The 21,505-nt window shown below is 47.8% G+C and carries 36 protein-coding genes and 2 tRNA genes; 30 read left to right on the top strand and 8 right to left on the bottom strand.

Going from position 1 to position 21,505, the window contains the following annotated elements; all coding sequences use genetic code 11:
• Positions 1 to 461 precede the first annotated feature (461 nt).
• The 4 genes from DEP07_RS11425 to DEP07_RS11410 all read right to left on the bottom strand — a co-directional run bounded on the left by DEP07_RS11425 (position 462) and on the right by DEP07_RS11410 (position 3,132).
• Positions 462 to 884 carry a DUF3995 domain-containing protein gene (locus DEP07_RS11425; RefSeq protein WP_281868023.1) on the bottom strand — a complete coding sequence of 141 codons (423 nt, stop codon included), beginning with the start codon at positions 882 to 884 and terminating at the stop codon, positions 462 to 464.
• A gap of 487 nt (positions 885 to 1,371) precedes the next feature.
• Entirely contained in the window at positions 1,372 to 1,890 is a 519-nt protein-coding gene (locus tag DEP07_RS11420) for a TetR/AcrR family transcriptional regulator (RefSeq protein ID WP_287102519.1), read from the bottom strand.
• 197 nt (positions 1,891 to 2,087) lie between these two features.
• Positions 2,088 to 2,540: a GNAT family N-acetyltransferase gene (locus DEP07_RS11415; protein WP_122964837.1), complete on the bottom strand. Its 453-nt coding sequence runs from the start codon at positions 2,538 to 2,540 to the stop codon at positions 2,088 to 2,090.
• Between the two features lie 82 nt (positions 2,541 to 2,622).
• Positions 2,623 to 3,132 carry a YjcG family protein gene (locus tag DEP07_RS11410; protein ID WP_063230116.1) on the bottom strand — a complete coding sequence of 170 codons (510 nt, stop codon included), beginning with the start codon at positions 3,130 to 3,132 and terminating at the stop codon, positions 2,623 to 2,625.
• A 145-nt stretch (positions 3,133 to 3,277) separates the two neighbouring features.
• Here DEP07_RS11410 and DEP07_RS11405 point away from each other — a divergent pair, with 145 nt between their 5' ends.
• Positions 3,278 to 3,436, top strand: coding sequence for a hypothetical protein (locus tag DEP07_RS11405; RefSeq protein WP_167470313.1), 159 nt, complete (start codon positions 3,278 to 3,280; stop codon positions 3,434 to 3,436).
• A gap of 2 nt (positions 3,437 to 3,438) precedes the next feature.
• On the opposite strand, the gene DEP07_RS11400 is transcribed toward DEP07_RS11405, so the two are convergent.
• Positions 3,439 to 4,143 carry an alpha/beta hydrolase gene (locus DEP07_RS11400; RefSeq protein WP_173597768.1) on the bottom strand — a complete coding sequence of 235 codons (705 nt, stop codon included), beginning with the start codon at positions 4,141 to 4,143 and terminating at the stop codon, positions 3,439 to 3,441.
• A 246-nt stretch (positions 4,144 to 4,389) separates the two neighbouring features.
• Here DEP07_RS11400 and DEP07_RS11395 point away from each other — a divergent pair, with 246 nt between their 5' ends.
• The 3 genes from DEP07_RS11395 to DEP07_RS11385 all read left to right on the top strand — a co-directional run bounded on the left by DEP07_RS11395 (position 4,390) and on the right by DEP07_RS11385 (position 5,971).
• The gene (locus tag DEP07_RS11395; protein ID WP_122964839.1) at positions 4,390 to 4,989 is read left to right on the top strand and encodes a phosphatidylglycerophosphatase A family protein; all 600 of its coding nucleotides are present in this window, start codon (positions 4,390 to 4,392) and stop codon (positions 4,987 to 4,989) included.
• Between the two features lie 777 nt (positions 4,990 to 5,766).
• Positions 5,767 to 5,843 (top strand) — tRNA-Ile (locus DEP07_RS11390).
• Positions 5,844 to 5,895: 52 nt separating this feature from the next.
• Positions 5,896 to 5,971 (top strand) — tRNA-Val (locus tag DEP07_RS11385).
• 125 nt (positions 5,972 to 6,096) lie between these two features.
• Here the strand turns inward: DEP07_RS11385 and DEP07_RS11380 are convergent.
• From DEP07_RS11380 to DEP07_RS11370, 3 genes are read right to left on the bottom strand one after another with little or no spacing between them, the layout of a single operon-like run.
• Entirely contained in the window at positions 6,097 to 7,227 is a 1,131-nt protein-coding gene (locus DEP07_RS11380; protein ID WP_287102518.1) for a site-specific integrase, read from the bottom strand.
• A complete protein-coding gene (locus DEP07_RS11375; protein WP_287102517.1) occupies positions 7,224 to 8,015 on the bottom strand; it encodes an ImmA/IrrE family metallo-endopeptidase in 792 nt (263 codons plus the stop codon). Before DEP07_RS11375 ends, DEP07_RS11380 begins: the two co-directional genes overlap by 4 nt.
• Positions 8,016 to 8,021: 6 nt before the next feature.
• A complete protein-coding gene (locus DEP07_RS11370; RefSeq protein ID WP_287102516.1) occupies positions 8,022 to 8,393 on the bottom strand; it encodes a helix-turn-helix domain-containing protein in 372 nt (123 codons plus the stop codon).
• 93 nt (positions 8,394 to 8,486) lie between these two features.
• On the opposite strand from DEP07_RS11370, the gene DEP07_RS11365 reads away from it, so the two are divergent.
• From DEP07_RS11365 to DEP07_RS11240, 26 genes are all read left to right on the top strand, one after another.
• Positions 8,487 to 8,693: a helix-turn-helix transcriptional regulator gene (locus DEP07_RS11365; protein ID WP_287102515.1), complete on the top strand. Its 207-nt coding sequence runs from the start codon at positions 8,487 to 8,489 to the stop codon at positions 8,691 to 8,693.
• A 176-nt stretch (positions 8,694 to 8,869) separates the two neighbouring features.
• Positions 8,870 to 9,070, top strand: a complete 201-nt coding sequence (locus DEP07_RS11360; RefSeq protein ID WP_287102514.1) for a helix-turn-helix domain-containing protein — start codon at positions 8,870 to 8,872, stop codon at positions 9,068 to 9,070.
• The gene (locus DEP07_RS11355) at positions 9,070 to 9,714 is read left to right on the top strand and encodes a BRO-N domain-containing protein (RefSeq protein WP_353772873.1); all 645 of its coding nucleotides are present in this window, start codon (positions 9,070 to 9,072) and stop codon (positions 9,712 to 9,714) included. Before DEP07_RS11360 ends, DEP07_RS11355 begins: the two co-directional genes overlap by 1 nt.
• Positions 9,715 to 9,754: 40 nt before the next feature.
• A complete protein-coding gene (locus DEP07_RS11350) occupies positions 9,755 to 9,958 on the top strand; it encodes a hypothetical protein (RefSeq protein WP_287102513.1) in 204 nt (67 codons plus the stop codon).
• A gap of 302 nt (positions 9,959 to 10,260) precedes the next feature.
• Complete coding sequence (locus tag DEP07_RS11345) at positions 10,261 to 10,650, top strand: hypothetical protein (RefSeq protein WP_287102512.1); 390 nt, start codon at positions 10,261 to 10,263, stop codon at positions 10,648 to 10,650.
• On the top strand, positions 10,647 to 10,931 hold the full coding sequence (locus tag DEP07_RS11340; RefSeq protein WP_287102511.1) for a helix-turn-helix domain-containing protein: 285 nt from the start codon (positions 10,647 to 10,649) through the stop codon (positions 10,929 to 10,931). The genes DEP07_RS11345 and DEP07_RS11340 overlap by 4 nt, the downstream gene beginning before the upstream one ends.
• A gap of 24 nt (positions 10,932 to 10,955) precedes the next feature.
• On the top strand, positions 10,956 to 11,111 hold the full coding sequence (locus tag DEP07_RS11335; RefSeq protein ID WP_287102510.1) for a hypothetical protein: 156 nt from the start codon (positions 10,956 to 10,958) through the stop codon (positions 11,109 to 11,111).
• Between the two features lie 146 nt (positions 11,112 to 11,257).
• A complete protein-coding gene (locus DEP07_RS11330; protein WP_287102509.1) occupies positions 11,258 to 11,530 on the top strand; it encodes a hypothetical protein in 273 nt (90 codons plus the stop codon).
• A complete protein-coding gene (locus tag DEP07_RS11325; RefSeq protein ID WP_287102508.1) occupies positions 11,527 to 11,763 on the top strand; it encodes a hypothetical protein in 237 nt (78 codons plus the stop codon). Before DEP07_RS11330 ends, DEP07_RS11325 begins: the two co-directional genes overlap by 4 nt.
• A gap of 75 nt (positions 11,764 to 11,838) precedes the next feature.
• Positions 11,839 to 12,798 (top strand): DnaD domain-containing protein, encoded by a 960-nt coding sequence (locus tag DEP07_RS11320; protein WP_287102507.1) that lies wholly within the window; start codon positions 11,839 to 11,841, stop codon positions 12,796 to 12,798.
• The gene (gene dnaI, locus DEP07_RS11315; protein ID WP_287102506.1) at positions 12,795 to 13,712 is read left to right on the top strand and encodes a primosomal protein DnaI; all 918 of its coding nucleotides are present in this window, start codon (positions 12,795 to 12,797) and stop codon (positions 13,710 to 13,712) included. Before DEP07_RS11320 ends, dnaI begins: the two co-directional genes overlap by 4 nt.
• Positions 13,713 to 13,885: 173 nt before the next feature.
• Positions 13,886 to 15,076, top strand: coding sequence for a phosphoadenosine phosphosulfate reductase domain-containing protein (locus DEP07_RS11310; protein WP_287102505.1), 1,191 nt, complete (start codon positions 13,886 to 13,888; stop codon positions 15,074 to 15,076).
• A gap of 33 nt (positions 15,077 to 15,109) precedes the next feature.
• Entirely contained in the window at positions 15,110 to 15,241 is a 132-nt protein-coding gene (locus tag DEP07_RS11305) for a hypothetical protein (RefSeq protein WP_287102502.1), read from the top strand.
• A 40-nt stretch (positions 15,242 to 15,281) separates the two neighbouring features.
• Positions 15,282 to 15,509 carry a hypothetical protein gene (locus DEP07_RS11300; protein ID WP_287102504.1) on the top strand — a complete coding sequence of 76 codons (228 nt, stop codon included), beginning with the start codon at positions 15,282 to 15,284 and terminating at the stop codon, positions 15,507 to 15,509.
• Positions 15,510 to 15,549: 40 nt separating this feature from the next.
• Positions 15,550 to 16,509 carry a DNA cytosine methyltransferase gene (locus DEP07_RS11295; protein ID WP_287102503.1) on the top strand — a complete coding sequence of 320 codons (960 nt, stop codon included), beginning with the start codon at positions 15,550 to 15,552 and terminating at the stop codon, positions 16,507 to 16,509.
• A 33-nt stretch (positions 16,510 to 16,542) separates the two neighbouring features.
• Positions 16,543 to 16,674, top strand: a complete 132-nt coding sequence (locus tag DEP07_RS11290) for a hypothetical protein (RefSeq protein ID WP_287102502.1) — start codon at positions 16,543 to 16,545, stop codon at positions 16,672 to 16,674.
• A 37-nt stretch (positions 16,675 to 16,711) separates the two neighbouring features.
• Complete coding sequence (locus DEP07_RS11285; RefSeq protein WP_287102501.1) at positions 16,712 to 17,089, top strand: DUF7694 domain-containing protein; 378 nt, start codon at positions 16,712 to 16,714, stop codon at positions 17,087 to 17,089.
• A gap of 12 nt (positions 17,090 to 17,101) precedes the next feature.
• On the top strand, positions 17,102 to 17,743 hold the full coding sequence (locus tag DEP07_RS11280; RefSeq protein WP_287102500.1) for a hypothetical protein: 642 nt from the start codon (positions 17,102 to 17,104) through the stop codon (positions 17,741 to 17,743).
• Positions 17,740 to 18,465, top strand: a complete 726-nt coding sequence (locus DEP07_RS11275; RefSeq protein ID WP_287102499.1) for an ORF6C domain-containing protein — start codon at positions 17,740 to 17,742, stop codon at positions 18,463 to 18,465. Before DEP07_RS11280 ends, DEP07_RS11275 begins: the two co-directional genes overlap by 4 nt.
• 18 nt (positions 18,466 to 18,483) lie before the next feature.
• The gene (locus tag DEP07_RS11270) at positions 18,484 to 18,648 is read left to right on the top strand and encodes a hypothetical protein (RefSeq protein WP_287102498.1); all 165 of its coding nucleotides are present in this window, start codon (positions 18,484 to 18,486) and stop codon (positions 18,646 to 18,648) included.
• 15 nt (positions 18,649 to 18,663) lie between these two features.
• Positions 18,664 to 19,572, top strand: a complete 909-nt coding sequence (locus DEP07_RS11265; protein ID WP_287102497.1) for a zinc-finger domain-containing protein — start codon at positions 18,664 to 18,666, stop codon at positions 19,570 to 19,572.
• 18 nt (positions 19,573 to 19,590) lie between these two features.
• A complete protein-coding gene (locus DEP07_RS11260) occupies positions 19,591 to 20,235 on the top strand; it encodes a hypothetical protein (RefSeq protein WP_287102496.1) in 645 nt (214 codons plus the stop codon).
• A 164-nt stretch (positions 20,236 to 20,399) separates the two neighbouring features.
• Entirely contained in the window at positions 20,400 to 20,603 is a 204-nt protein-coding gene (locus DEP07_RS11255; RefSeq protein ID WP_287102495.1) for a hypothetical protein, read from the top strand.
• A 45-nt stretch (positions 20,604 to 20,648) separates the two neighbouring features.
• Complete coding sequence (locus tag DEP07_RS11250) at positions 20,649 to 21,020, top strand: HNH endonuclease (RefSeq protein WP_353772874.1); 372 nt, start codon at positions 20,649 to 20,651, stop codon at positions 21,018 to 21,020.
• On the top strand, positions 20,998 to 21,219 hold the full coding sequence (locus tag DEP07_RS11245; RefSeq protein WP_287102494.1) for a hypothetical protein: 222 nt from the start codon (positions 20,998 to 21,000) through the stop codon (positions 21,217 to 21,219). The genes DEP07_RS11250 and DEP07_RS11245 overlap by 23 nt, the downstream gene beginning before the upstream one ends.
• Complete coding sequence (locus DEP07_RS11240) at positions 21,206 to 21,433, top strand: hypothetical protein (RefSeq protein WP_287102493.1); 228 nt, start codon at positions 21,206 to 21,208, stop codon at positions 21,431 to 21,433. Before DEP07_RS11245 ends, DEP07_RS11240 begins: the two co-directional genes overlap by 14 nt.
• Positions 21,434 to 21,505: the final 72 nt, after the last annotated feature.

Below are 21,505 nucleotides of genomic sequence, written 5' to 3'. Positions count from 1 at the left end.
TATATGTTGGAGTGAAAGGTAATAACGCAGTAGTTTAGTCTGCCTGTTGGAGTGAAAGGTAGTAACGCAGGGGCTTGGCCTGTCTGTCGGAGTAAAAAGTAATAATGCAGGGGCTTGGTCTGCTTGTTGGAGTAGAAAGTAAGAACACAGCAGTCTAGCCTGTGCTGGTGGGGTAAAAAGTAATAACGTAGGGGCTTAGCCTGTCTGTTGGGGTAAAAAGTAATAACGCAGGGGCTTAGCCTGTCTGTTGGAGCGAAAAGTAAGAACGCAGGGGCTTGGCTTGTCTGTTGGAGCAAAAAGTAATAACGCAGTAGCCCCCCTGCCTGTTGGAACAGAAAAGTAGAAAAGTAGCCCCTTATCCGTCAGACGATTGGCTGAACCGGATGAAGGGGCTTTTTTGTCTGGCAAATTACATATTGCCTTGTGCCTGGGAAATGTCGGCAACTACCGTGACTGGCGGATTACAGAACCGTCAGCAAAAACGCCATTCCGAGCCACAGGCAGAGCGGAGTGAACAATCTGGTGTCTTGGCGGCCGAAGACGGTGTGCCGGACTTTTTTAAAGAAGCCCACGTAACGAAAGTCGCCGACAGCACGCAAGAAAAAAACGGCAGTACCGAAGATGCAGCCCCATTGAATCAAGGCGGGCGCAATCAGCGGCGCAAGATAACCGCTTTGTGTGAGCAGCAAATAGTCGGCGAAAAGCAGCAGGCCAGCGACTATGAGCGTCCCGATCTTTCCGGGACGAAATAGCGGGCGGGAATCGTGCGCAGTAACGGGGATGGCCGCAGTGCTTCCCCAACGGCCGCCGAATGCCCAGTACACATGCAACAATGACAGAACGGCCAGGATAATCGCAGTAGATAAGACGACGAATGTGGTCATGCGAGTGCCTCCTTGGTGAAAGCTTCGTGGACATTTTTTTGCAAAAGATACGTAAGCGTATGTTTCGGGCGCGAGAATCCCCCTGTGCAGGGAGGGGGCTGAAAGGGACGTTCTCAGGTCGTCGGATAGAGCCATATGGTCATCATCGTGCCTAGATCGAGGAAGTTCCGCAGAAAGGAGGCTTTCATGTGTCAGATGAAGCTGTACGGTACATCACCGTGCCCAGCATGAGGAAGTTCGCCGCAGATAGGGACTTTCTCAGGTCGTCAGATGGAGCCATATGGTCATCATCGTGCCTAGATCGAGGAAGTTCCGCAGAAAGAAAAGATGCTTTCATGTTGTCAGATGAAGCTGTACGGTACATCATCGTGCCCGGCACGAGGAAGTTCACGCAGAAAGAAATGTTCTTATGTTGCCGGATGGAGACCATACGGATCATCATCGTGCACAGCCCTACCTCTACGAAGTCTCCACAGCAAGGCAAGCTTCACGTTGTCCATTTCAAAAAATGCTGCAACGGCGCAGCGATGTCAAACGGCTCGTCCAGCTCCCCGCGCACCAGCCAACCGATGTAGACGAGGTAAGCGAGGTGAGCGCGGGCATTTGCTTCGTCCGGGGAGAGTCCTTTTTTGGCATACAAGGCAGCTACGTAGCCGATTCTGCGTTTTTCAATCCCGGCAACGCGCTTGCCCAGCTCCGGGTTTTGCTTGGCCCAGGCGTACATCGCTGCTTCCGTCTTGCGCTCGGTTGCATATACGAACGACAAGAGCTGCTCCAACGTAGCCTGCTCGGCTTCCGGCGCGGAAATGATCCGCTCCGTGGCGTGCAGCTCCCAGTAGTCGATCATGGCGTGCAGCAAATCTTGGCGGTCGGCAAAATGGTGGTAGAAGCTCCCTTTGCTAATGGACAACTTCCGCGCAATGGCTTCCACGCGCACAGCTTCCACTCCCGCCTCCGCCAACGTATTCAGCCCTGCGCGAACCCAATCTTCTCGCGTATATTGCATGCTTCACCTCTAAAAATACGGTTGCGTATGTTTTGCTTCCATCCTAATTCAGATGGCAAAAGTCGTCAAGAGCAAAACGCCCTCCGCCTGCTTTGACAAAGAGGGGAGGGCAAAAGAAAAGCTCAGGTTGCTAAGAAGGCGACCTGCCAGTGGTTTATGTAGCGCAAGGAACGTCTGTGATGCCTGGGGCAACGCATCTATCGCAAAGCTTTGACCATCGCGATATGCTCAATGCCCGCTTCATCAAAAACGTCTCCGTGCGGCTCGTAACCGAGCTTTTCGTAAAAACGCTGCGCGTGCGTCTGGGCGTTTAGTTTGAGGCTGTCGAAGCCGAGTTCTTTCGCCGCGTCTTCCATCACGAGCATGATCTGGCGGCCAAGTCCGGTTCCGCGTTCGCTTTGCAGCACAGCGACGCGCTCGACTTTTCCAACGCCAGGCGTGTACGGACGCAAGCGGCTCGCTCCGACTGGTTCCTGTTCGTTGTAAGCGACGAAGTGAACCGTGCCGCTGCCCTGCTCGTCATGCTCATCGATTTCCAGCTCGGCAGGAACCTGCTGCTCGTCGATGAACACTGCTTTGCGCACCGTGAGCGCATCTTGCATTTCTTTTTCCGAGCTTACTTTTTGAATCGCATAAGATTGTTGTTTCACTGTGGGGACACGTCCTTTGCTGGTGGCAGTAAAAAGATCCCTCCCGGCAAGTCAGGCTCGCGAGGAGGGGAAGAGAAATGCTTTATTTGTTCAAGAGGAATGTCTGGTAAACGCTCCAGATTCCGTCTTCCAGTTGATAAATCAGGTGGAAGCGATCGATCTCGCTGGTCAAATCGATTTTGGCCATGCTCAATTGTCCGGTTACATCACGCAGCTCATCGTCGGACAGATCGCGCCCGATGGTCAGATGCGGAACGTACGCATACGTTTCCTTTTCCGAAACACACTTGTTCACGATTTGCTCGTGCAGTGCGGTAAAAGGCTCTTTGTTTTGCACAGCCAAGTAGATCACGTTTGTTGTAGGATGGAAAGAAGATACCCGATGGAAGTGCGCTGTAAAGCTCTCCGAAGAAGAGGCAACCTGCTCCAGGTGACTCACCAGTTCTGGCAGCTTGGCTTCATCGAGGTCAAAAGCTTCTTTCAAGCGGATATATGGAGGGACCAATGCGTATGCCGGGTCATAACGCTTCCGGTAAGAGTTGGCTACTTCCTGCACCTTGCTGGATGGAAAGACTACGATACTGTACAACATAAGAACCACTCCTCCTTACTATCTATCATGCTCTACAAGAAACTATTTTAACAGAAAATTCTTCATTTGTGTAATGTTATGCGCCGATCCGTATATTCCAGCCGCGTCAGGAAACACTGTGTAGTGCAAGGAGGTGCCGCGCTGCATGTACACGGCCATGATGATTACATTCATTTTTCTCGTCCTGCTTTTGTTGTCCGTCCTGACCTTCACCATTTTGACAGCGATCCGCAAAGGAGAGTTCGAAGAAGCACTCGTCTCGCCTTTAAAAGATGAAGGTCCCAAGGAAGAACAGCCACGGTAAGTTTACCCGTAAAGCGTCCGTAGCATGCGCGGTAAATTTTTCTGCCAGTGGCCCCATGTATGGTCACCCTCGAATGTTTCGTAATAGAGGGTGGCTTTTTTCGTTTGCAAAATCGCCCGCAGCTCCTCGTTGGCTGCGTACAGGTTCAAGACGCCGCGAGAAGAGTTCACGGCTGTTTCTTCTGTCCCAATCTCCAGGTAGAACGTTTGGGACACGGTGAGATCAGCTTGGGCGATCCGGCGGTTCAACTGCTCGTCCACAGCACCTGACTGGCTGGCAACTTGTCCAAACGTATGCGGGTAAGCAAGCGCGGTGAACAGCGAAACGACGCCGCCAAGCGATTCACCCAGCAACGTGCGTCCGTTGCCCAATGGATGCGTGGAGTAATGCGAATCAATGAAGCTGACCACTTCATCCGCGAGAAAACGGGAATAGGCAAGATGCTCTTTCCCATCCGGATGGTAGCGGTCGAAGCGTTTGGCTTTGTCGACGGGAAGAAAAACGGCGAGCAGATCAGGGATTTCTTTGTCCGCAATCATCTGATCCAGCAAGGTCGCCATTCTGCCCATTGCCAAGTAATCGTCGCCATCCTGCACGTAAAGAACCGGATAGGAGTAAAGCGGCGAGTAACGTTTCGGGGTATAGACAATCAATTTTTCCGGCGTTCCGAGCAGCCGGCTGTCCAAGACGATTTCCTCAAGGGCCACAGCAGTGTCCTCCTTCTGGGTGTTCTTCGCAAAATTTATTATACAGGAGAGCACATAACCTGCCCAATGCTTTCGTGTGCTCCCGCGCATCGTCGCGAGCTAGTTTGCCCTTCAAGCATTTTGCTGTGGCTCGGCGGAAGGGCGAATTACCAATTATTTGGGCGAAAGATTGTCGCAATTTTGTCACCATGTGATACTATGGTAGGAAACGACTTCACTCGATTTGTGGAAGGGGTTGTCTCTTATATGAAGAAGCAAGTACACAGCATCGAAGTCAGAAACGCTGCTCTCAACCGTCTGGCAGAACGTGGCGTCACGGTGGAGGATATCGCTGAGATTGTCTATCTCATGCAGGCTCCCTATCACCCTGGCCTGACGATAGAACCGTGCATCGAGAGCGTAAAAGCCGTCTTGGAAAAAAGGGAAATGCAGCACGCCATTTTGGTAGGCGTTGAGTTGGATACGCTGGCGGAAAAAGGACTGTTGTCCGAGCCGCTCCAATCGATCATCGCAACGGACGAAGGCCTGTTCGGATGCGACGAGACATTGGCACTAGGCTCCGTCTTCGGATACGGCAGCATCGCAGTTACCACTTTTGGTCACTTGGACAAACATAAAGTGGGCGTCATCAAAAGACTGGACACCAAATCGGAAGAGGGCCGCGTCCACACCTTCCTCGACGACCTCGTAGCCTCCGTGGCCGCAAACGCCTCCAGCCGCATGGCTCACCGCATGCGGGATGAGCAGGAAGCAGAACAAGCCCGCTTGGAAGCCGAAGCCCTCAAGCGCGGGGAAGCCAAGCTGCGCGTGGAGGAAAAGGCCGGGGGAACCGAGCAGGCGGGGTAAATGCGTTGCTGCGTAGGTTGGCGGTTTTGATGGTTGAGAGGATTTAGGTGGCTTGGATTGTTACCTACCTATCTTTGTGTGGTTGTTTTGGGCAGGGATTAGGGAGGTAGGGGGAAAGCAAGGAAGAGCAAGGAAGCGGAATTTTGTTGGCGGGATTGTGAAAAGCCTGTCGGTCTTGAAAAGGTAGTAGATGGTAAAAAGATAGAGTGTTGTAAAAATCTAGTGAAGATCCAAAAATAGTAAATTGTATAAAGTAATCAAGAGCCATTTTTTCGTTGGTGCTGTTCCCATTTGGGCTGCCGCTTGCAGGAGCGAGTGGCAGGAAGGGTGGGGAGAGGAGCGGCGGGNNCGGGGGGTGAGAGTAGGGGGAGGGGGAAGTTAAAGTGTTGGAGTAGGGGAAGAAGAGGGATAAAGAGCAAGGACAAGAGCAATGCGACGGCACTCCCTCCCGACCCCCACTTTTCATTCCCCAAGCCCCAGAATTGATGAATGTAGCAATGATTTAGGAGGGTACTTAGAAAAGGAGGGCAGTCAGTAACAACTTGGAAAAGTAGAGGAGTGGAGGGCGAGGAAAAATTTATCGGTTATTTTTCAGCAGAAAGGGGAGACAGCTTGATTTTTACAGGGGGTGAATACGCAATAAAGCCAGGTTTTAAGCGGGCTTTTCAAGTTCTTTTGGTCAGAGTGAAAAAAATTACAAGAAATTATTCATTTCCTCTTGAAATCCAATTTAGGATGCTGTATAGTAATAAATGTGATCGACGTCCGGTGCGATTGGGGCCCTTAGCTCAGTTGGTCAGAGCGGTCGGCTCATAACCGATTGGTCGTAGGTTCGAGTCCTACAGGGCCCACCATTAAGTGAGTACATACGTTTCACAAGGTCACATACATATATACATATCCCATGATCCGGTAGCTCAGTTGGGAGAGCACCATCTTGACAGGGTGGGGGTCGCTGGTTCGAACCCAGTCCGGATCACCATACATAAGACGTTGAAACCCTTGATATTCAAGGGTTTTTCTTATGTCTCCGACCATCCACCCTGACAACATAGTGCCTACATGTTGTCGCTTGACAACATTTTGACAACCTTTATTCGACTAAAGTCATTTTGAGCGTTTCTGCTTCATCATTTTTTCGAAGTTGTCAGCCGCATCTTTTTGCATGTCCGGCATGACATGGCTGTACACGTCCATCGTGATCCCCACGCGGCTGTGACCCAGGCGTTCGGATACGACTTTGGGATGCTCCCCCATTTGCAGCAGCATGGTTGCGTGCGTATGGCGCAGATCATGAAAGCGGATAGGAGGCAGGCCACTTTTCTTTGTGATTCGCTCGTAATGTCTAAGCAGGTTTCGTGGGTCTTGTGGACGTCCGTCATCGTAGCAGACAACCAGATCGTAGTCCTGATAGCCCTCGCCGTACTCGAAACGCAATTTGTTCTGTCGAGCTTTATGCCGTTTCAGCTCCTGGAGCACAAATTGGGGAATAGCAATCCGTCGCTTCGCGCTTTTGGTTTTGGGTTCCTGGAAGATGATTCCCTGATTGGCTGGCCGGTATAGAGTTTGCTGGACACTGATTTTTGCTTGTTCAAAGTCAATGTCCTTCCAACGTAAGCCAAGTATCTCGCCACGACGCATACCGGTATAGATAGCCAATACAAACGCAATGTGGTACTTGTCCTTTTCAGCAAAGGACAGGAACTCGTTCGCCTGCTCTGGTGTCCATGTAACGATTTCCTTTTGTGAAAGGCGTGGGGGATCAACATTATCCATGATGTTTTTAGGAATCAGCTGCCACTTTACTGCTTGGTTCAGAGCCTTCTTCAACACAGCATGAATGTATTTGATATAGTCGGCAGATAAATCTTCCTTTTGCAGCTCAGTTAGATACTTCGTCACATGGATCGGGGTGAGCTTATCCATCTCAAACTTTCCGAGAGCCGGAATGATGCGGCTGTTAATAACCGTCTCGTGATTGGTGTAACTCGACGTGCGCAAAGATGATTTCGCATGGTTCTCTAGCCAGAACTCCAAATAGCTGGACAAAGTTTGTTTTTTGGAGATAACCAGTTCACCAGTATCGTATTTAGTTATCATCTCTGCGCAGGTGATCTCTGCCTCTTTTTTGGTTTTGAAGCCCGACCTCGTAATTTGTCTGCGTTTCCCTGTTTCATCAGTGCCAAGTGTTATTGCAAAAGACCATGTAGATCCACGTTTTCGGAAATGCCCTTTCATGTAAGCTCAACCTTTCTATTCAGCGCGAAGTCCTGTTTCAAAGAAAAAGAATCTAAGTAATCGATTCGTTTCCTGATAATTGGGGTTATTCCAACTGCTTTGTTAGTAATTGGCGAGAACTCTACCAGATCACCATTAATAACCTTATATATTTTTGTTCCAGGAAAAATTATTTTGAAGAATACAGAATCGAGATGAATTTTTCTGTCAGAATCCGCGCGGTAGGCATCCACAATATTAATACTGTCTTTCCGTCCTAGAGAATACTTTGTCATTAGGTAACTTACTAATCGCCAACGCAAGCATTCATAAGAAGCTCGAATTGATCTAGCGATTTTAAAAAAGCTGTATCTGTAACCGATCATAAGATTAATTACTGACTCAGGCAAAAGTAATTCAGCTGCAAAAGCATTCGCTTGGAGTTCAAATTCATTAATAGTGTTATCTAGCATGTTATCTGCTCGGTCAACAAATTGAGATTGTTTGTTTCTATGAAGGAAATAATGCCCCAATTCATGAGCTATCGTAAAGTTCCGACGTTCTGGTGAATGGTTGCTATTATACACAATGGTTGTTTCATACTCATCGAGGACAAGCATCCCACAGAAATTCTCTTTCTTAAATGGAAAGTTATCTAGTCTTATATTTTGAGCTGAGAGGAGTGTTACTAACATCGCGTCGCAGCGGTATTTCAAAGCGTCGTAACCATTGCGAGCGTAGTAATCTATATACATGTTGTAGGCTAACCGAATTGGCTCATCAAAAATTGGAATTTTTGTTGTATTCACTTTGCCTTACTCCCCTTTTCTATCCCTTTCTTTTAATATCCGTTGCTTTCTAAGCTGAAAATAGTCTTCAAGTTCACTTGCAAGGTCTTCTTTTTCTTCTTCAGTAAGATCGGGATTCCCAGCCCTGAGCCAAGCTTTAATACTGCTTGGAGTTTCAGAGGTTTTAATAGATGAATCTTCTGTTCTACAAAGGAGATAATCTGTATTAGTTTTAAGAATATCAGCTATTTTTTCTAAATCTGCACTAGAGGGAGTAACTCTATTATTTTCAATGTGGCTGTAATTTGCCCTCCCCATCCCAAGCTTTTCAGCCATTTCTGCTTGAGTAAATTTAAATCTTTTCCGTAGGCTCTTGAGACGATCACCTAACGTAGTCATAAGTAAACCCACTTTCAAAAAAAGATATTTAAAATAACTTGACGATATTGTAAATATCATTTATAATCAAAATCACAAACTGGAGGTGAAAAAATGAAAAGAGAGCTTCTACGACATCTAAGGGAAAGAATTGGAAATAGACCTGAAGTGGCTCTGAAACTTGGGATTTCAGTAATTCATTTGAGAAAGTTAGAAAACGGTGATGTTAATCCTAGTATTAAATTAATGGTTAAGATATCTAACTTCTTCAATGAATCACCTGAAGATTTATTTCCAGATGTAATGGAAACTCAAAAGTGATATTTACAATATCATTCCTTAGTTACAGTATATGTTTTTTGTGTGATATTGTCAATATCGCAATTGGTTATTTGTGTATTTAAAATATACATTATTTTTTTGTGTATAATGATATTTTAAATAACAAATTTTATATTTTTGATATCTTTAATATACACACGAACGGAGTTGAAAAAATGTCACTAACTAATACTGAACTGCCAATAATTCTCACGGCCAAACACATCGCCAACTATCTTCACATCTCAGAACGTCGCGCCTACGAGTTGATGGATCTAAAGTCATTCCCACTGATCCGCCTAGGCCGTAGTAAGCGAGTGAATCGGGAGTCATTCATGCGGTGGCTGCTGGAGAATGAGAATACGGGGGCTTGCTGATGACGATGAACATTCGCGTGGAGAGTTGGATGGGGCACCCAATCCGTTTTGTGGAGAAGGAGCCAGGGGAGTGGTTTGGCGTGGCGCAAGATGTTGCCAGGGCTTTGAATTACAAGCACACCCCACATATGCTTCGGTTAATTGATTCGGAAGAAAAAGATGATGTCCACTTAACGGACAGCATCGGTAGAAAACAAAAGATGGCAGCGATCTCGGAAACAGGGATATACGATGCGGTTTATAACAGCCATCGCCCGGAAGCTAAGGAGTTCAAGAAGTGGGTGAAGATGCTGCTCAAGCAACTGCGCCAGCAAACGGGACTCGAAGGATTTCAGGTATTCCGCATGCTTGATAAGGAGCATCAGAAGGAAGCGATGAGCCGATTGAAATCCAGTCTGGCACAACCTGTTAAGGTGGATTTCATCAAGGCAAACACCATTGCCAATAAAGCAACATCGTCGGCCTTCGGGCACCCCAAAATGATTAAGAAAGAGCAAATGACTCCAGCGATGCTGGTTCATCGCGAACAGGTTCTGGACGACACGGTTGATTTGATGTCAGTCAACGAAAAGTTTGGGTTGGGGCTGTCTGTTTCCAAAAAGATCTACGGAAAGTACCTGGGCCAATCGAGCTTGGCTCAATAACTGACCCCAAAATTGGGGTGAGTGAGGGGAGGTGAGAGGGATGGAAGGTGGAGCAATATTAAAAACTCCTCAAAAACCGCGCATCAAATCCTTTTCTGAGGAAGAAGCCGCGATTTGTAAGGAGTTGGTCGAAAAAATTATCGGTTTGTTCGCAGAATCAAACTTAACTTTCGACGAGGCGTACAGAATTCTTGAGATCACCAATGAAACGCTTTTGTATCGGTCTAGGTTCGTTCGTTTTTAGGAACTGTGAACTCGACTGTCCACTGTGTGCCACTAGCGTGGTAAGTGGATAAAAATTCATTCAATTCAAAAGCGACATTGTTTGGGAAGCTTGCGCCGCAGGCTTGGCATCGAATTTGAGAATTTCTGTCATAGCGGACACGCTCAACAAACTTTGAAAAATGAAGGTTCATTGTAGATTCGCACTCACCACATTTGAAGTTTACAAACATGATCTCACCACCTTCCTGTAACTGGGAGTCTCGACAACACCAGTATTCGACAGGAAAGGGAGTTTTCCTACAACGAAAGGAGACAAGTGGAATGGAAGAGCGTCGTATATGGGATGAGGCGGAGAGGTTGCGCAAGACAATCCATGATGGCACACAGACAGTAAACCAAGCTCGTGAGCAAACATTCACACCAGCATTTCCAGAACTGGAACTGGCGGTCACAGAATTGCTCAACGCAAGGACGTCTATAGGGATTCTCGCCACGATTTTGAGCGACAAAACCACTAGCGTATCAGGAGGAAATATCTACAGCCGAAAAGTCGTGATTGCGGACGAAATGGGCCTGCACACAGTTCATCAGTTCTGCTACCAGTCGCCAAGTGGCGAGAGCGATTCTTTTGGACTCAGTAAAGATAGCGTCAATGAGGTGGATATCAAGAAGTACATGCAGTATTTGGAGGGGAGGAAAGCAAAGGTATGAATCAATTGTCATTACGCGAAGCCCGACTGAACTGCCGATTGAGGTTGCAAGAGGTTTCGAATAAAACCGGAATTTCCGTCCCAACTCTCAGACGCTGGGAGGCCGATAGCAGGGAAATAACACGCAATGCGATTTACAAGCTCTTAAGTTTGTATGGCTTTACATCACTGAATCATATTTATTTCGGCCCAGAAGCTGATCTTATGGCACTGAGGCAAGCGGTACTGATGAATAATCAGGAACTGATTTCCTTAAAGGAAATGGGTCAGGAACTAGCCTAAATTTGAAAGGGGGTTGGAAAGAGAATGGAGAACCTGGCTACCCCAGCGGAAATGGTCGAGGATATCTTGGTCGACCCCGTTTTGCAGACGCGTATCAGTGCAGAGGCTTTTATCGGCCTGCTGATGATGGCGAACGCGCCAGAAAATGAAAAATCCACCTGCTGCGAACAGGTGGAGTAACACCGTCATTTCCCCGATCCGGCAAGACAAGTGGAAATGACAACCGATCAAACGGAGGACAAGCCTCGCTATTAATCATTATAGCGAATGTTACAAAAATGTATACATAAAAGTTTGTCCTCCGGCAAAAAAAGGAGGGATAGAGCATGAAGAGGGCTGCGGCTGGTTTTCATGAGTTTATGACAAGTGTGGATGCAATATGTCAAGCGCATGGTATTAATCGGCAGGACTACTCGAATCCAGCAGAATTGTTTTATGCGATGTGCGCAGCATTCTCGGTGGATACGCTTCTGTACTTGGATAAACGGTTGGGTAATGAATATTTGCAGGATGACATACCAGGGATGATACACCAAGCGGTTCGCAGAAGGCTGCGAGAGCTGGGGCTGATCAGCCGGGAAGGAGTGCTGCCAGCATGAACATTGCAGAAAAGTTTGTAGAAGTAATCCTGCGTGCTAACCAAGGTGATGTGGAAGCAAAACTAATTGTCGGACTCACCAAAGTAGTAGTCGATGGCATCATCACGGAAGACCAGTTGCAAAAGCTGGTTGACGTGTATCAAACCCAAGGAAGGCAAGAAAGTCATGCTTTGCTGGAGCAGTTCCTGAGTCAGAACGAGAGTCAAAAACAACAGGAGAGGCGGGGCGCATAATGGTTTTGGAAATCATCCATGGCACGATGGATGAGAATATCACGAACGGGCAAGCGGAATCGGGGGGAGAGAACCTTGAATACAATCATGCAGCACAGTCTACTTCTTGATGAGGCGCCTCTCGTCATCATTCCCTCCCTCGCAAAGAGGATCGGGTTGAACGAGGCAATAGTGATCCAGCAGCTGCACTACTGGTTGCAGAAAAGCGCGAACATTCGAGGTCGTCGGAAATGGGTATACAACACCTACAAGGAATGGCAAGAGCAGTTTCCGTTTTGGAGTGAAATCACCGTTCGCCGTATCCTGACTGGGCTCGAAAACAAGGGGATCATCGTCACAGGAAATTACAACGAGATGAAAGCTGACAAGACCAAATGGTACTCCATCGATTACGAAAAATTGAGGGGTGTGATCAGTCCATCTGATCAAAATGATCAGTCCATGCGATCAGATCGATCAGTTGCGTGTGATCAAAATGATCAGAGCAATACCAGAGATTACTTACCAAAGATTACTACAGAAGTAGGAGGAGTAGGAGAAGGAGAATACGCGCAGGGTGTGATCAGTCCCCCTAAAGCAGACCCAATCGCCTTCTACATGCAGAACATCACCGCATCCATACCAACGATGATTATCCAGGACATCGATCAGTGGATAGCAAGAGGCCATTTCGATGAGCCGGAAGAGATCATTGTCGAAGCTCTCAAAGAGACGGTAAAAAACGGTGCCCGTAGTTGGAACTATACGACCAAGATTCTCATCAACTGGGCCGATCAAGGGCTACGAACGATTCAGCAAGTACAAGCTGCCATAGCTGAACATGAACGGAACAAGACAAGCAGCTCACACAGAGCGACCAAAGGCAAATACTCCCGCGATCAACCGAAGGAAATGTCTGCTGCCGACAAAGCCTATTTGGACAACCTTCGCGGAGAACAAGCGCCGCCGGATGATCCAAGCTATGACCCGGCGCAAGATGATGAATTGCAGAAACTGATGCAGCAACTCCAAGCAAGGGGGGCCGGACAAACATGAAGGCAATCGGTGATGTTCTCTCGGGTGACGAAAGATGGCAGCGTCTCATGGAAAGGGCCAAGCAATCAGAAGATGATCTTTACAACCATGAGTTGATTCAAAAGCTTATGGGGCAGTTCCCCGATGCAAATTTTTCGATGTTTGACCTTTACGATTATCGAGATACAAACGTGCATTGCACTGGATGTCAAGGCATAGAGTCATGCCGCAATCTCTTCAAAGGGCATCGACAGACGCCAGTTGAGGAAAACGGACGGGTGCGGATGGTATACGCTCCATGCGATCATCAACGCAACTACGAGCGCCAACGCAGGCTAAAATCCCTGATCAAAAGCCAATTTGTTCCTGATCACATCATAAACACCACTTTTGAGTCGTTGGAAAAAGATGCAGGCAGGATTGATGCCATAAAAGCAGCCATTAACTTTTGCGTCGCTTTTGAACGCGGGAAAACAACAAGAGGACTTTACATACATGGCCCGTTTGGTGTGGGGAAAAGCGCAATAGCGGGCGCAATGACTCAGGAGCTGGCAAAGCGCGGTGTGGATGTTTTGATGCTGTATGTACCGGATTATCTGATGGAGATTAAGGCATCGATTGAGACAGGCGGCATGGAGCAAAAGCTGGAGGCTCTGAAAACGGTATCGGTGCTCATCCTGGATGATATCGGGGCAGAAGCAATCACAGCATGGACGCGCGATGAAGTGCTGGGGCCGATTCTTCAGCGGAGAATGGAGAAGCTACCCACCATCTACACATCCAACCTGAAACTCAATGAACTGGAACAGCACTTTGCTAGGGCAAAGAACAGCGAGCCGAACTATAAGAGCGCAGCGCGGATCATGGAGCGGATCGAGCCTTTTGTGGAGTATTGCGAAGTGAAGGGCCGGAACAGGAGGCGGGAGCGGAAGTGATGGTACAAAATGTGTAGACTGGGAACACAAGCTCAATTATGTTAAATCGAGGTGAAAATCATGATGTGTTGTTACCTAACTTGCAGCAAAAATGGTGCATGGGAAATGCTTGAAGGAAGCAAGGTGAATGTCGTGACAAGTCTTCCTGTATCAAAAAAATAGGGGTGGATACAGTGAGCTACAAAGAAAAAACGCTCGAGCCATCGGCAGAATTTCTGAGGGCTTACACGGACCCTGCTGATCAAGGTTGCTGGTACATCGCCTACTCAGGCGGCAAGGATTCGACGGTAACAGCAGCCGAGATTATGCGGATGGTGATGGCTCTGCCAGCCGAGAAGAGGACCAGAAAGATTCACATTGTCACATCACAAACTGACCTCGACTTGACCACTGATCCGACAAAGCAGCGAGAAATCGAACGAATGCGAATAGCAATTCAAAAATACAACCTGCCTTTTGAAATTCATGAAGTGAAGGCAGATATAAAGAATCATCTACTTTTTCAAATCCTTGGTCTTGGATATCCATTGCCGTCCAAGAACCGACTCTATTGCACTGATCGGATGAAGTTAGAGCCAATGGAGAAGTTTGAAGAAGAGCACCGACCAACTATGAAACTTCTTGGAGCCAGACGAGTCGAGTCGAAGGCGCGGGAAAAGAGCGTTGAGAAGCATCTGTCCAGTAAGTATTTCAGCGAAGAGGTTACGAAGAAGGGCCGGACTATCCGAACATTCATGCCAATCGTAGAGTTCACCATCGAAGACGTGTGGGGCTATCTGGCTGAGAAAAAGACTCCATGGGGCGATGCAGAAGAAATCAGCCAGATATACAAGGACGCCACCGGAGAGTGCGGGTTGTCAAAGCGTAAAGCAGGCAAGGGAGAGACAGCAGAGGCATGTGGGGCGCGGTTCGGCTGCGTGATTTGCCCAGTGGTGACCATCGACAAGAGCACGAAGGAAACAGCCAAGAAAAAGCCGTGGTTTGAACCATATGTTGAGCTGCGCGAGCTGATCATTTCAATGTACAAAGACCCGCGCAACAGGGCTGGTCGAATGAGAAATGGTAAGGTCCTCTGCTATGGGGAAGGAACGTTCACAGTGAAAGCTCGCATGCAACTGTTCGAAGCAGTTATGGAAGCACAGCGTATGAATGAACGAATTGCCAAGATGTACGGCGCCGATCCGCAAGCTCTTATCAGCGCGGAACTGGTCGAAGCAATCCAGCAGCAGTGGATTGATGACCTACAAGAAAGACCTTGGCTGGAGGATGCAACAGAGCTCGGATTGTTCTATGAGGAACGCATCAAAGGCAAGAACGACAAATGGTTTCAATTGACCTGGAATCACCTTTACGAAGGTGCTTAACAAAATGTGTAGGGAGATAAGGAGGCATTTTCGATGAAGTACACGGTATGGGAAGAGTTCTTTCGTTGGCGTTGGATTGTTCGTAAAAACGTGGGAAAGCGTACTGCGGAAAAGCTCGTTGCCGAATGTCCTGTTGGTCGACATAGATGGATTGAGCCGATTTGACTTATCAAAATAGTTATTCAGGAAAGAGGGCGGCAATTTCATGAAGAAATTCACAATAGAAGTCGAAATGCAAGAAAGATGGATTCCGCACTTTATGTCCATGCTGGAGTACATGCAGCAGTTAGGTGAGATTGGATCGAGTCGGAATGTAACACTTTATTCAGACGGAGACGGTGACTTTAGACCAAAGTTTAAGGCGGATATTGAATACGAAACGGTAAAACCAGTGCACGATAGCGCGGGGAGCAGAGTATACGATGCAGGGTAACTTAACACATCGGTAATTATGTTAAACAGGGGGTGCAGGCGTGATACCGGTAGGTTCTTTATTCTCAGGTGCGATCGATGGAATGGCGCTGGGCTTCCAGAAAGCATCTGATCGATTCCAGATGCTCGTATCCAACGAAATCGACTCAGCTGCTGTAAAGACTCACCAGCTGAACTATGGGCACGAAATTATCACCGATGATATTCGGAAAGTGAGCGTTGATCAATACGTGAAGTTACGTGATGGGGTCTTGGTCGGCACCTTTCCATGCCAGGAGTATTCAAAGGCAGCAGCGATCCACAAGAAAGGCCGCGAAGATAACTGGAAGCAGGCTTACCATCATGCGATCATCCAAGACTTGTTTCTGCACTTCTTCCGTTTCGTGGCTCTTGTGCAGCCAGAAGTATATCTGTGGGAGAACAGTCCTGAGATACGCAATTATCCGATCGTGATGGAGACCTTCCGTAAGCTACCGCCTTATGACTACTACGAAATGGAACTGGATACAAAAGACTTTCTGCTCCCGCAACGGCGTAAACGTCTTTTCGTAGTCGGATTCAAGCGAAAATTCACTCCTGTCTCACCTGTTAATTTTCAAGTATTCGATCGTCAGCAGACAATCAGGGACATTCGTGAGGAAGCTCCGGTTATCGATATACCGGATTACGTGAAGAAGCGAATTGACGGGGGCTATCGTGACCTGCCAAGTGTGAAATCAGATGATGACATAGGAAACACATGCGTTGCACACTATGCCCGTGACCGAGGTACAACACTCATCCATGCACGCCCAGGTGAACCGGAATACAAAGGACTGCGACCGATGACCAACCGGGAATATGCACGGCTTATGGGGATACCTGACAGCTTTCAGTTCGCCTGCGCAACGACAACGAACTACAGGCACATAGGAAACTCTGTCAGCCCGGTAGTGGTTGAAGCGCTGGCCCGGATGATCCTGCCGTACTTTGGATCAGGGCAGCTACAGATGGCAATTTAACACTTTGTGTAGGGAGATAAGGAGGCATTTTCGATGAAGTACACGGTATGGGAAGAGTTCTTTCGTTGGCGTTGGATTGTTCGTAAAAACGTGGGAAAGCGTACTGCGGAAAAGCTCGTTGCCGAATGTCCTGTTGGTCGACATAGATGGATTGAGCCGATTTGACTTATCAAAATAGTTATTTTGGAAAGGACAAAATAGCATGAACAGAGCGGAGCGACGGCGGCTAGGTGTTGGCAAAGAAACAGCCTGGAAACGTGCAATATCACCAAAGGAACGTGGTGTCGGGGATGGTTGGTTCAGCCAACTGTCCCAGGCTTGGAGTAACGGTAAATATGCTGTTATGGCACGGGATGTATTTACTGAGAGCGGGATCGTCAAGCATGTTTGCATACGCAATGCGGCCGGAACGGATATTCCTTGGCGAGAAAAGCAGCGGATCAAAAACGAGTTGTTTGGGTCAGAAGCAACAGCAATCGAATTTTTCCCCAAGGAAAGTGAATTGGTTGATGAGGCAAACATGTATCATCTATGGGTTTTGCCTATTGGGTATACCTTACCTTTTGGGCTTACAAAGTGAGGAGGAAACAGCATGAGGGCAAGACGTGAGCAGGACTCGAAATCAGAAAAAAGAACGGGATTGTACCTTGATGGATTTATCGCCGCTATCCCAAGTGTGTTGGATAATGACAAAGCTTTGGAGCGTGCCATCTTCTATGGTGTTAAGTATATGGGACGGGCAGGAGAGAGCACGACCATTGAAGAGTTGGAACGCCGCTTCTCCATATCAGAGGCGCTCATGGCGCTTATCGCCATGGTCACCCCAAGAAGGTTTGTCGAAATCTTCCCAATCAACAAGGAATATGACGGTGAGCGCTGGGGCTTAAAGGATTATTTTTATACGGTTGAAATGATCACTAAGCATGGATGGGATAAGCCGATTGGCGAGTCGTCTGAGGGAGCATTTGGCTTCCTGTGGGACTACCAGAATTGGGACATAAATTTATTCCTGGTCAATCACATGAGCCTTGTAAGCGAAATGGCGCGATCACAAGGACAGCCTGGCCCCATGGAACAATGGGCGGCAGAGAACGGCATCCAAATCTACACTCTCAATACTACGCCTGATGGCAAGCAATACCTGTTGGATAGTAACGGAAGATCAACACCCGTCCGGAAAAAGCGTCCGAGGCATTTGAGATTGATGGTTCCGAAAAGAAGGAGGGGGCAATGAGCAAATTGCAGGTGCTTGATTATGCTGGGCAAAGGGTACTGACAACGGCTCAATTGGCCGAATCTTACGGGACAGAAAGCGACCGAATCAGCAAGAACTTTCACGAAAATAAGGAACGCTTCAAACTCGGGAAGCACTTTTTCAAACTCGAAGGCGAGGCATTGAAGCAGTTTAAGAACGACTTCCGAAATTCGGAACTCGTTGGAAGGAACGCCTCAGTCCTTTATATCTGGACTGAAAAAGGAGCATGGATGCACGCCAAGTCACTGAATACCGATGAAGCGTGGGAAGCCTACGAAATGCTGGTTGATGATTACTACCGGGTCATAGAAGAACCCGGAGCCTACAAGAACCTAAGTCCAGAAGTAAAAGCAATTTTCTTCTTGGATAAGAAAACACAAGAGATCGAAAACCGAGTTGAAAAACTGGAGGTAAGTAAGACGATCGATTACGGCCAGCAATTGGAACTGCAAAATCTGGCGCGACGAATGGTACTGGAATCACTCGGCGGAAAGGAAGGGCAAGCCTATCGGGATAGCAGCTTGCGTGGGAAAGTGTTCTCGGCCATCTGGAGGGATTTCAAAGATTACTTCAACATCGAATCGTACAAAAACACGTTGGTGCGTGATTTGGACAAGGCAAAGGAGTACATCAGTAGCTGGAGGCCACAAGGGAAGTTGCTGCGCGAGATTGAAGACGCCAATCAACAATTGTCATTTTGAGAAAGGGGATGGGACACGATGATTTGCGGGTTTTGTGACCATGAAATCGAAGCGGACAAGCCAGAATGGGTACTGGTGAGCAAGAAGCCGTCCGTCAAGCACTTCTGCTGCTTGGGATGCCTCAGCGGGTATGTAGATGAGCTGGAACTGGATTTGAAAGAGAAGACTGGCCTATTGAATTAAATGCGGGGTGGTTTCGTGGCTGCGCCAGAAGTTGATCGGAAAAAGCAAAGGGAAACGCGAATAGCAATCGGCGACTTGATTGAGCGACATTGCAAAGGATGCTCGACATACGCAGAAAATCACAAGCAGTTCGGACAGTCCCAAGCTCAGGGAATGTGTACGGCTAATTGTGGTATCGGAAAGCAATTATTTACGCTCGGACAGAGTTTACTTACAGAGCGAACCGCTGATTGCTCCATTGAAGCAGATGTGTCAATGGACGAGCGAAAGAAGGTGAACGGCTTGGATAAAACACTAACCAAAGAGACGTATCTTGGACTGTGTGCATCAACGCCAGATTACAAAATTGCAAATCAATACAACATTTCTACGCAGACCTTGATTCGATGGAAGAAAGAGTGGGGAATCCAAGATCGGCGCAAACATCCAGCGAAAACTCCAAGCGCGCATCGTTCAGCCGATAATCCGCTGCCGAATCACTCATCTGACCAAAAACAACATAAGGAGGCGAAACGAGAAGTGAACTCACGAATGGCAACTCTGCAAGAGGTGCAAAAACACGGAATCAAGACAATCTTGGATCAAACGGAATGGTTTTTGGACTCCAAACTCCCTACGGTTCCGTCAATCAGTTTGAACAAGCAAGGCATTTGGTTTAATGCAGCGGCTACAAAAGAGATGGGGTTGATCGAGGGAGAATTGGTGCAGGTGGGTATCTCCACAGACAAGAATTGCTTGGTTTTCCGGAAAGGCAGCACGGGCTTGAAATTGAAACTTGCGAGTAGCCCAGACGCTTTGCAAATTACCAACAAGAGATTAGCGGCTTGGCTTGACGGAAAACGTGTGAAAAACAAGCAATATGCGTTGGAAAGAGATCAGCTCACAGGTGTATGGATATCCAGGACGGAAACCGTAGCGGGTTAAAGAAGGTAGGTGGTGTAGGTGAAAGATAAGCTGATCGAAAGGGTATGCGAAAAATGCCCGGCAACCCAGTGGGGCAGAAAGTCGATTTGCAGCGTCCATAACCTTCACGTCGGGAAAATAGAAACCTGCCCGGAATGGGACAAGCACCTGGTTGATAATCAAGGGCTATTGGATCGGGACGGTCAGCTCGCCTTCCTCAATCTGGAGCCAGCCTTGGAGATCGTCCAGAAGGTAGAAGAGGAAATCAAAGCTTTTAACTGGATGGTTAGAGAGACAGATCGGCTACGAAAGCAAATCGACAATGCGATCATTTCCAATCCCGCTATCCAGCAACGACTGACTGCCTCTTACGGCGATGAAGCGGGGATGCCAAGTGGTAAAGGGCTTCGTCTCTCTACGATGACCATTCCAGAAGAACGTTACGAAAAGCAAATCGAGCGATTGAAAAATCTCGAAGACAAGCTGCGGCAGATGAATGATTTCGCTATCAGCTTGGGTAATAGCAAACACCGGACAGTCCTGGAGTGCATGATGGATGGAATGCGAATGAATAGCATCGCAATACATGTCGGAGTGTCCAGGCAGCGACTCAATGAGATAAAACGGGAAATCGTGAATCGATTGGCAGTTGCCATGTATGGTGACGAGTTGTTCCGTTCGTGACAGGTTGACATTTCTGACACATCTGACGTTTTGGACGTTTTATGCAAAAATAACCAACCTGTCTGTATAATTAGGTCAGCATCATCTTCACGAACCCCTCTAGCGCCGCCTGGGAAACCGGGCGGACATTTTGTTACAATGGGAACAAGAGAGGAGAGTTGAAGATGAATATGATCCAGCAATTTTTGCATTTGGAACACTCGGAAGATGAGGTGTTCGCAGCCACACTAGGAAAAACGGTCAGGCAGATGGAGAAAGCCCTGCCGTTCAAACAGATTGTAGTACGACAAGTGGTGGCGCATGATAACGGGACATATACCGTAATCTTGGATTGCCACTATAACGACGAAGTAAGCATCGATCATTAGGTAACGTAGACCGCTCTGGAAAGGGCGGTTTTTTAATTGGGCGAGGTGATTGAAATAGCACTCAAAAAGTTCTGCCAGAAAGTAGGCTGCTCCAAGCTTACCGAAGACAAATACTGCGAGGATCACAAGCACCAAGAGCAACTGTACAACCAGGAGCGGGGCACGGCAGCTCAGCGTGGTTATGATGCGCGGTGGAGGAAAGCAAGAGCCAGATACCTTCGCGAACATCCTTTGTGCAAGAGCTGCTTTGAAGCAGGGCTGGTGATTGCAGCTACGGTCGTTGACCACAGCGTTCCCCACAAGGGTAACATAGCTTTGTTTTGGGATGAGAAGAATTGGCAGAGTCTATGTACCTCTTGCCACAGCAGAAAGACAGCGAAGGAGGATGGAGGGTTTGGTAACGGATCGTCCGTTTGAACAAATCGGGGTTACGATTGATACAGCTCCTTGGTTTACCACTTTTACCGAAGCTATGGTGGAGGCACTGACGAAGGCTGTACAGGCTGGTATGCCCGAGCATCTGGCCTTGCACCTGATGCGTGCGGCGACCTCAGAGGCTTTGGCAGAAGCTATTGTGGTTACGAAAGGGAAGGGTGAAAGCAATGGAAAGTGTTAACGTCATTGAGCATATGAGCGTGTTGGAGGTAAAAAGCGGTGATGTAATTGTGGTGAAGGTAAACCAGCCTATCTCTCTGCAACAAGAAGAACTGATATCGTCACGCTTGAAGCAGGCAGTCGATCCGCATGACGAGAAGGACATTCGATTTCTTGTTTTAGGCGAAGGAATGGAACTGGGAATTCTGAATACCCCCCCACCCCAAAAAATCTAAAAAAAATTTAAAAGTAGACCGCGCGCCCCTTTATTCGCGCAAAAATTCGTTTTATCAAATTCTCGGAGGTGA

Origin of the sequence: Brevibacillus sp. (genome assembly GCF_003521185.1) — a bacterium.
GTDB classification, from domain to species: domain Bacteria; phylum Bacillota; class Bacilli; order Brevibacillales; family Brevibacillaceae; genus Brevibacillus; species Brevibacillus parabrevis.
The sequence above is the reverse complement of the archived record's forward strand: the minus strand, read 5'-3'. Positions and strand labels throughout refer to the sequence as shown.

What these genes read in the sequence shown, in the direction of transcription:
- DEP07_RS11330 (WP_287102509.1), top strand. Translation starts at nt 11,258, where the DNA reads ATGAAGAGGGCTGCGGCTGGTTTTCATGAGTTTATGACAAGTGTGGAT.
- DEP07_RS11285 (WP_287102501.1), top strand. Translation starts at nt 16,712, where the DNA reads ATGAACAGAGCGGAGCGACGGCGGCTAGGTGTTGGCAAAGAAACAGCC.
- DEP07_RS11335 (WP_287102510.1), top strand. Translation starts at nt 10,956, where the DNA reads ATGGAGAACCTGGCTACCCCAGCGGAAATGGTCGAGGATATCTTGGTC.
- DEP07_RS11280 (WP_287102500.1), top strand. Translation starts at nt 17,102, where the DNA reads ATGAGGGCAAGACGTGAGCAGGACTCGAAATCAGAAAAAAGAACGGGA.
- DEP07_RS11410 (WP_063230116.1), bottom strand. Translation starts at nt 3,132, where the DNA reads ATGTTGTACAGTATCGTAGTCTTTCCATCCAGCAAGGTGCAGGAAGTA.
- DEP07_RS11405 (WP_167470313.1), top strand. Translation starts at nt 3,278, where the DNA reads ATGTACACGGCCATGATGATTACATTCATTTTTCTCGTCCTGCTTTTG.
- DEP07_RS11270 (WP_287102498.1), top strand. Translation starts at nt 18,484, where the DNA reads ATGATTTGCGGGTTTTGTGACCATGAAATCGAAGCGGACAAGCCAGAA.
- DEP07_RS11365 (WP_287102515.1), top strand. Translation starts at nt 8,487, where the DNA reads ATGAAAAGAGAGCTTCTACGACATCTAAGGGAAAGAATTGGAAATAGA.
- dnaI (WP_287102506.1), top strand. Translation starts at nt 12,795, where the DNA reads ATGAAGGCAATCGGTGATGTTCTCTCGGGTGACGAAAGATGGCAGCGT.
- DEP07_RS11350 (WP_287102513.1), top strand. Translation starts at nt 9,755, where the DNA reads ATGGAAGGTGGAGCAATATTAAAAACTCCTCAAAAACCGCGCATCAAA.
- DEP07_RS11380 (WP_287102518.1), bottom strand. Translation starts at nt 7,227, where the DNA reads ATGAAAGGGCATTTCCGAAAACGTGGATCTACATGGTCTTTTGCAATA.
- DEP07_RS11360 (WP_287102514.1), top strand. Translation starts at nt 8,870, where the DNA reads ATGTCACTAACTAATACTGAACTGCCAATAATTCTCACGGCCAAACAC.
- DEP07_RS11255 (WP_287102495.1), top strand. Translation starts at nt 20,400, where the DNA reads ATGAATATGATCCAGCAATTTTTGCATTTGGAACACTCGGAAGATGAG.
- DEP07_RS11290 (WP_287102502.1), top strand. Translation starts at nt 16,543, where the DNA reads ATGAAGTACACGGTATGGGAAGAGTTCTTTCGTTGGCGTTGGATTGTT.
- DEP07_RS11425 (WP_281868023.1), bottom strand. Translation starts at nt 884, where the DNA reads ATGACCACATTCGTCGTCTTATCTACTGCGATTATCCTGGCCGTTCTG.
- DEP07_RS11275 (WP_287102499.1), top strand. Translation starts at nt 17,740, where the DNA reads ATGAGCAAATTGCAGGTGCTTGATTATGCTGGGCAAAGGGTACTGACA.
- DEP07_RS11325 (WP_287102508.1), top strand. Translation starts at nt 11,527, where the DNA reads ATGAACATTGCAGAAAAGTTTGTAGAAGTAATCCTGCGTGCTAACCAA.
- DEP07_RS11340 (WP_287102511.1), top strand. Translation starts at nt 10,647, where the DNA reads ATGAATCAATTGTCATTACGCGAAGCCCGACTGAACTGCCGATTGAGG.
- DEP07_RS11345 (WP_287102512.1), top strand. Translation starts at nt 10,261, where the DNA reads ATGGAAGAGCGTCGTATATGGGATGAGGCGGAGAGGTTGCGCAAGACA.
- DEP07_RS11240 (WP_287102493.1), top strand. Translation starts at nt 21,206, where the DNA reads ATGGAAAGTGTTAACGTCATTGAGCATATGAGCGTGTTGGAGGTAAAA.
- DEP07_RS11420 (WP_287102519.1), bottom strand. Translation starts at nt 1,890, where the DNA reads ATGCAATATACGCGAGAAGATTGGGTTCGCGCAGGGCTGAATACGTTG.
- DEP07_RS11370 (WP_287102516.1), bottom strand. Translation starts at nt 8,393, where the DNA reads ATGACTACGTTAGGTGATCGTCTCAAGAGCCTACGGAAAAGATTTAAA.
- DEP07_RS11300 (WP_287102504.1), top strand. Translation starts at nt 15,282, where the DNA reads ATGAAGAAATTCACAATAGAAGTCGAAATGCAAGAAAGATGGATTCCG.
- DEP07_RS11355 (WP_353772873.1), top strand. Translation starts at nt 9,070, where the DNA reads ATGACGATGAACATTCGCGTGGAGAGTTGGATGGGGCACCCAATCCGT.
- DEP07_RS11395 (WP_122964839.1), top strand. Translation starts at nt 4,390, where the DNA reads ATGAAGAAGCAAGTACACAGCATCGAAGTCAGAAACGCTGCTCTCAAC.
- DEP07_RS11305 (WP_287102502.1), top strand. Translation starts at nt 15,110, where the DNA reads ATGAAGTACACGGTATGGGAAGAGTTCTTTCGTTGGCGTTGGATTGTT.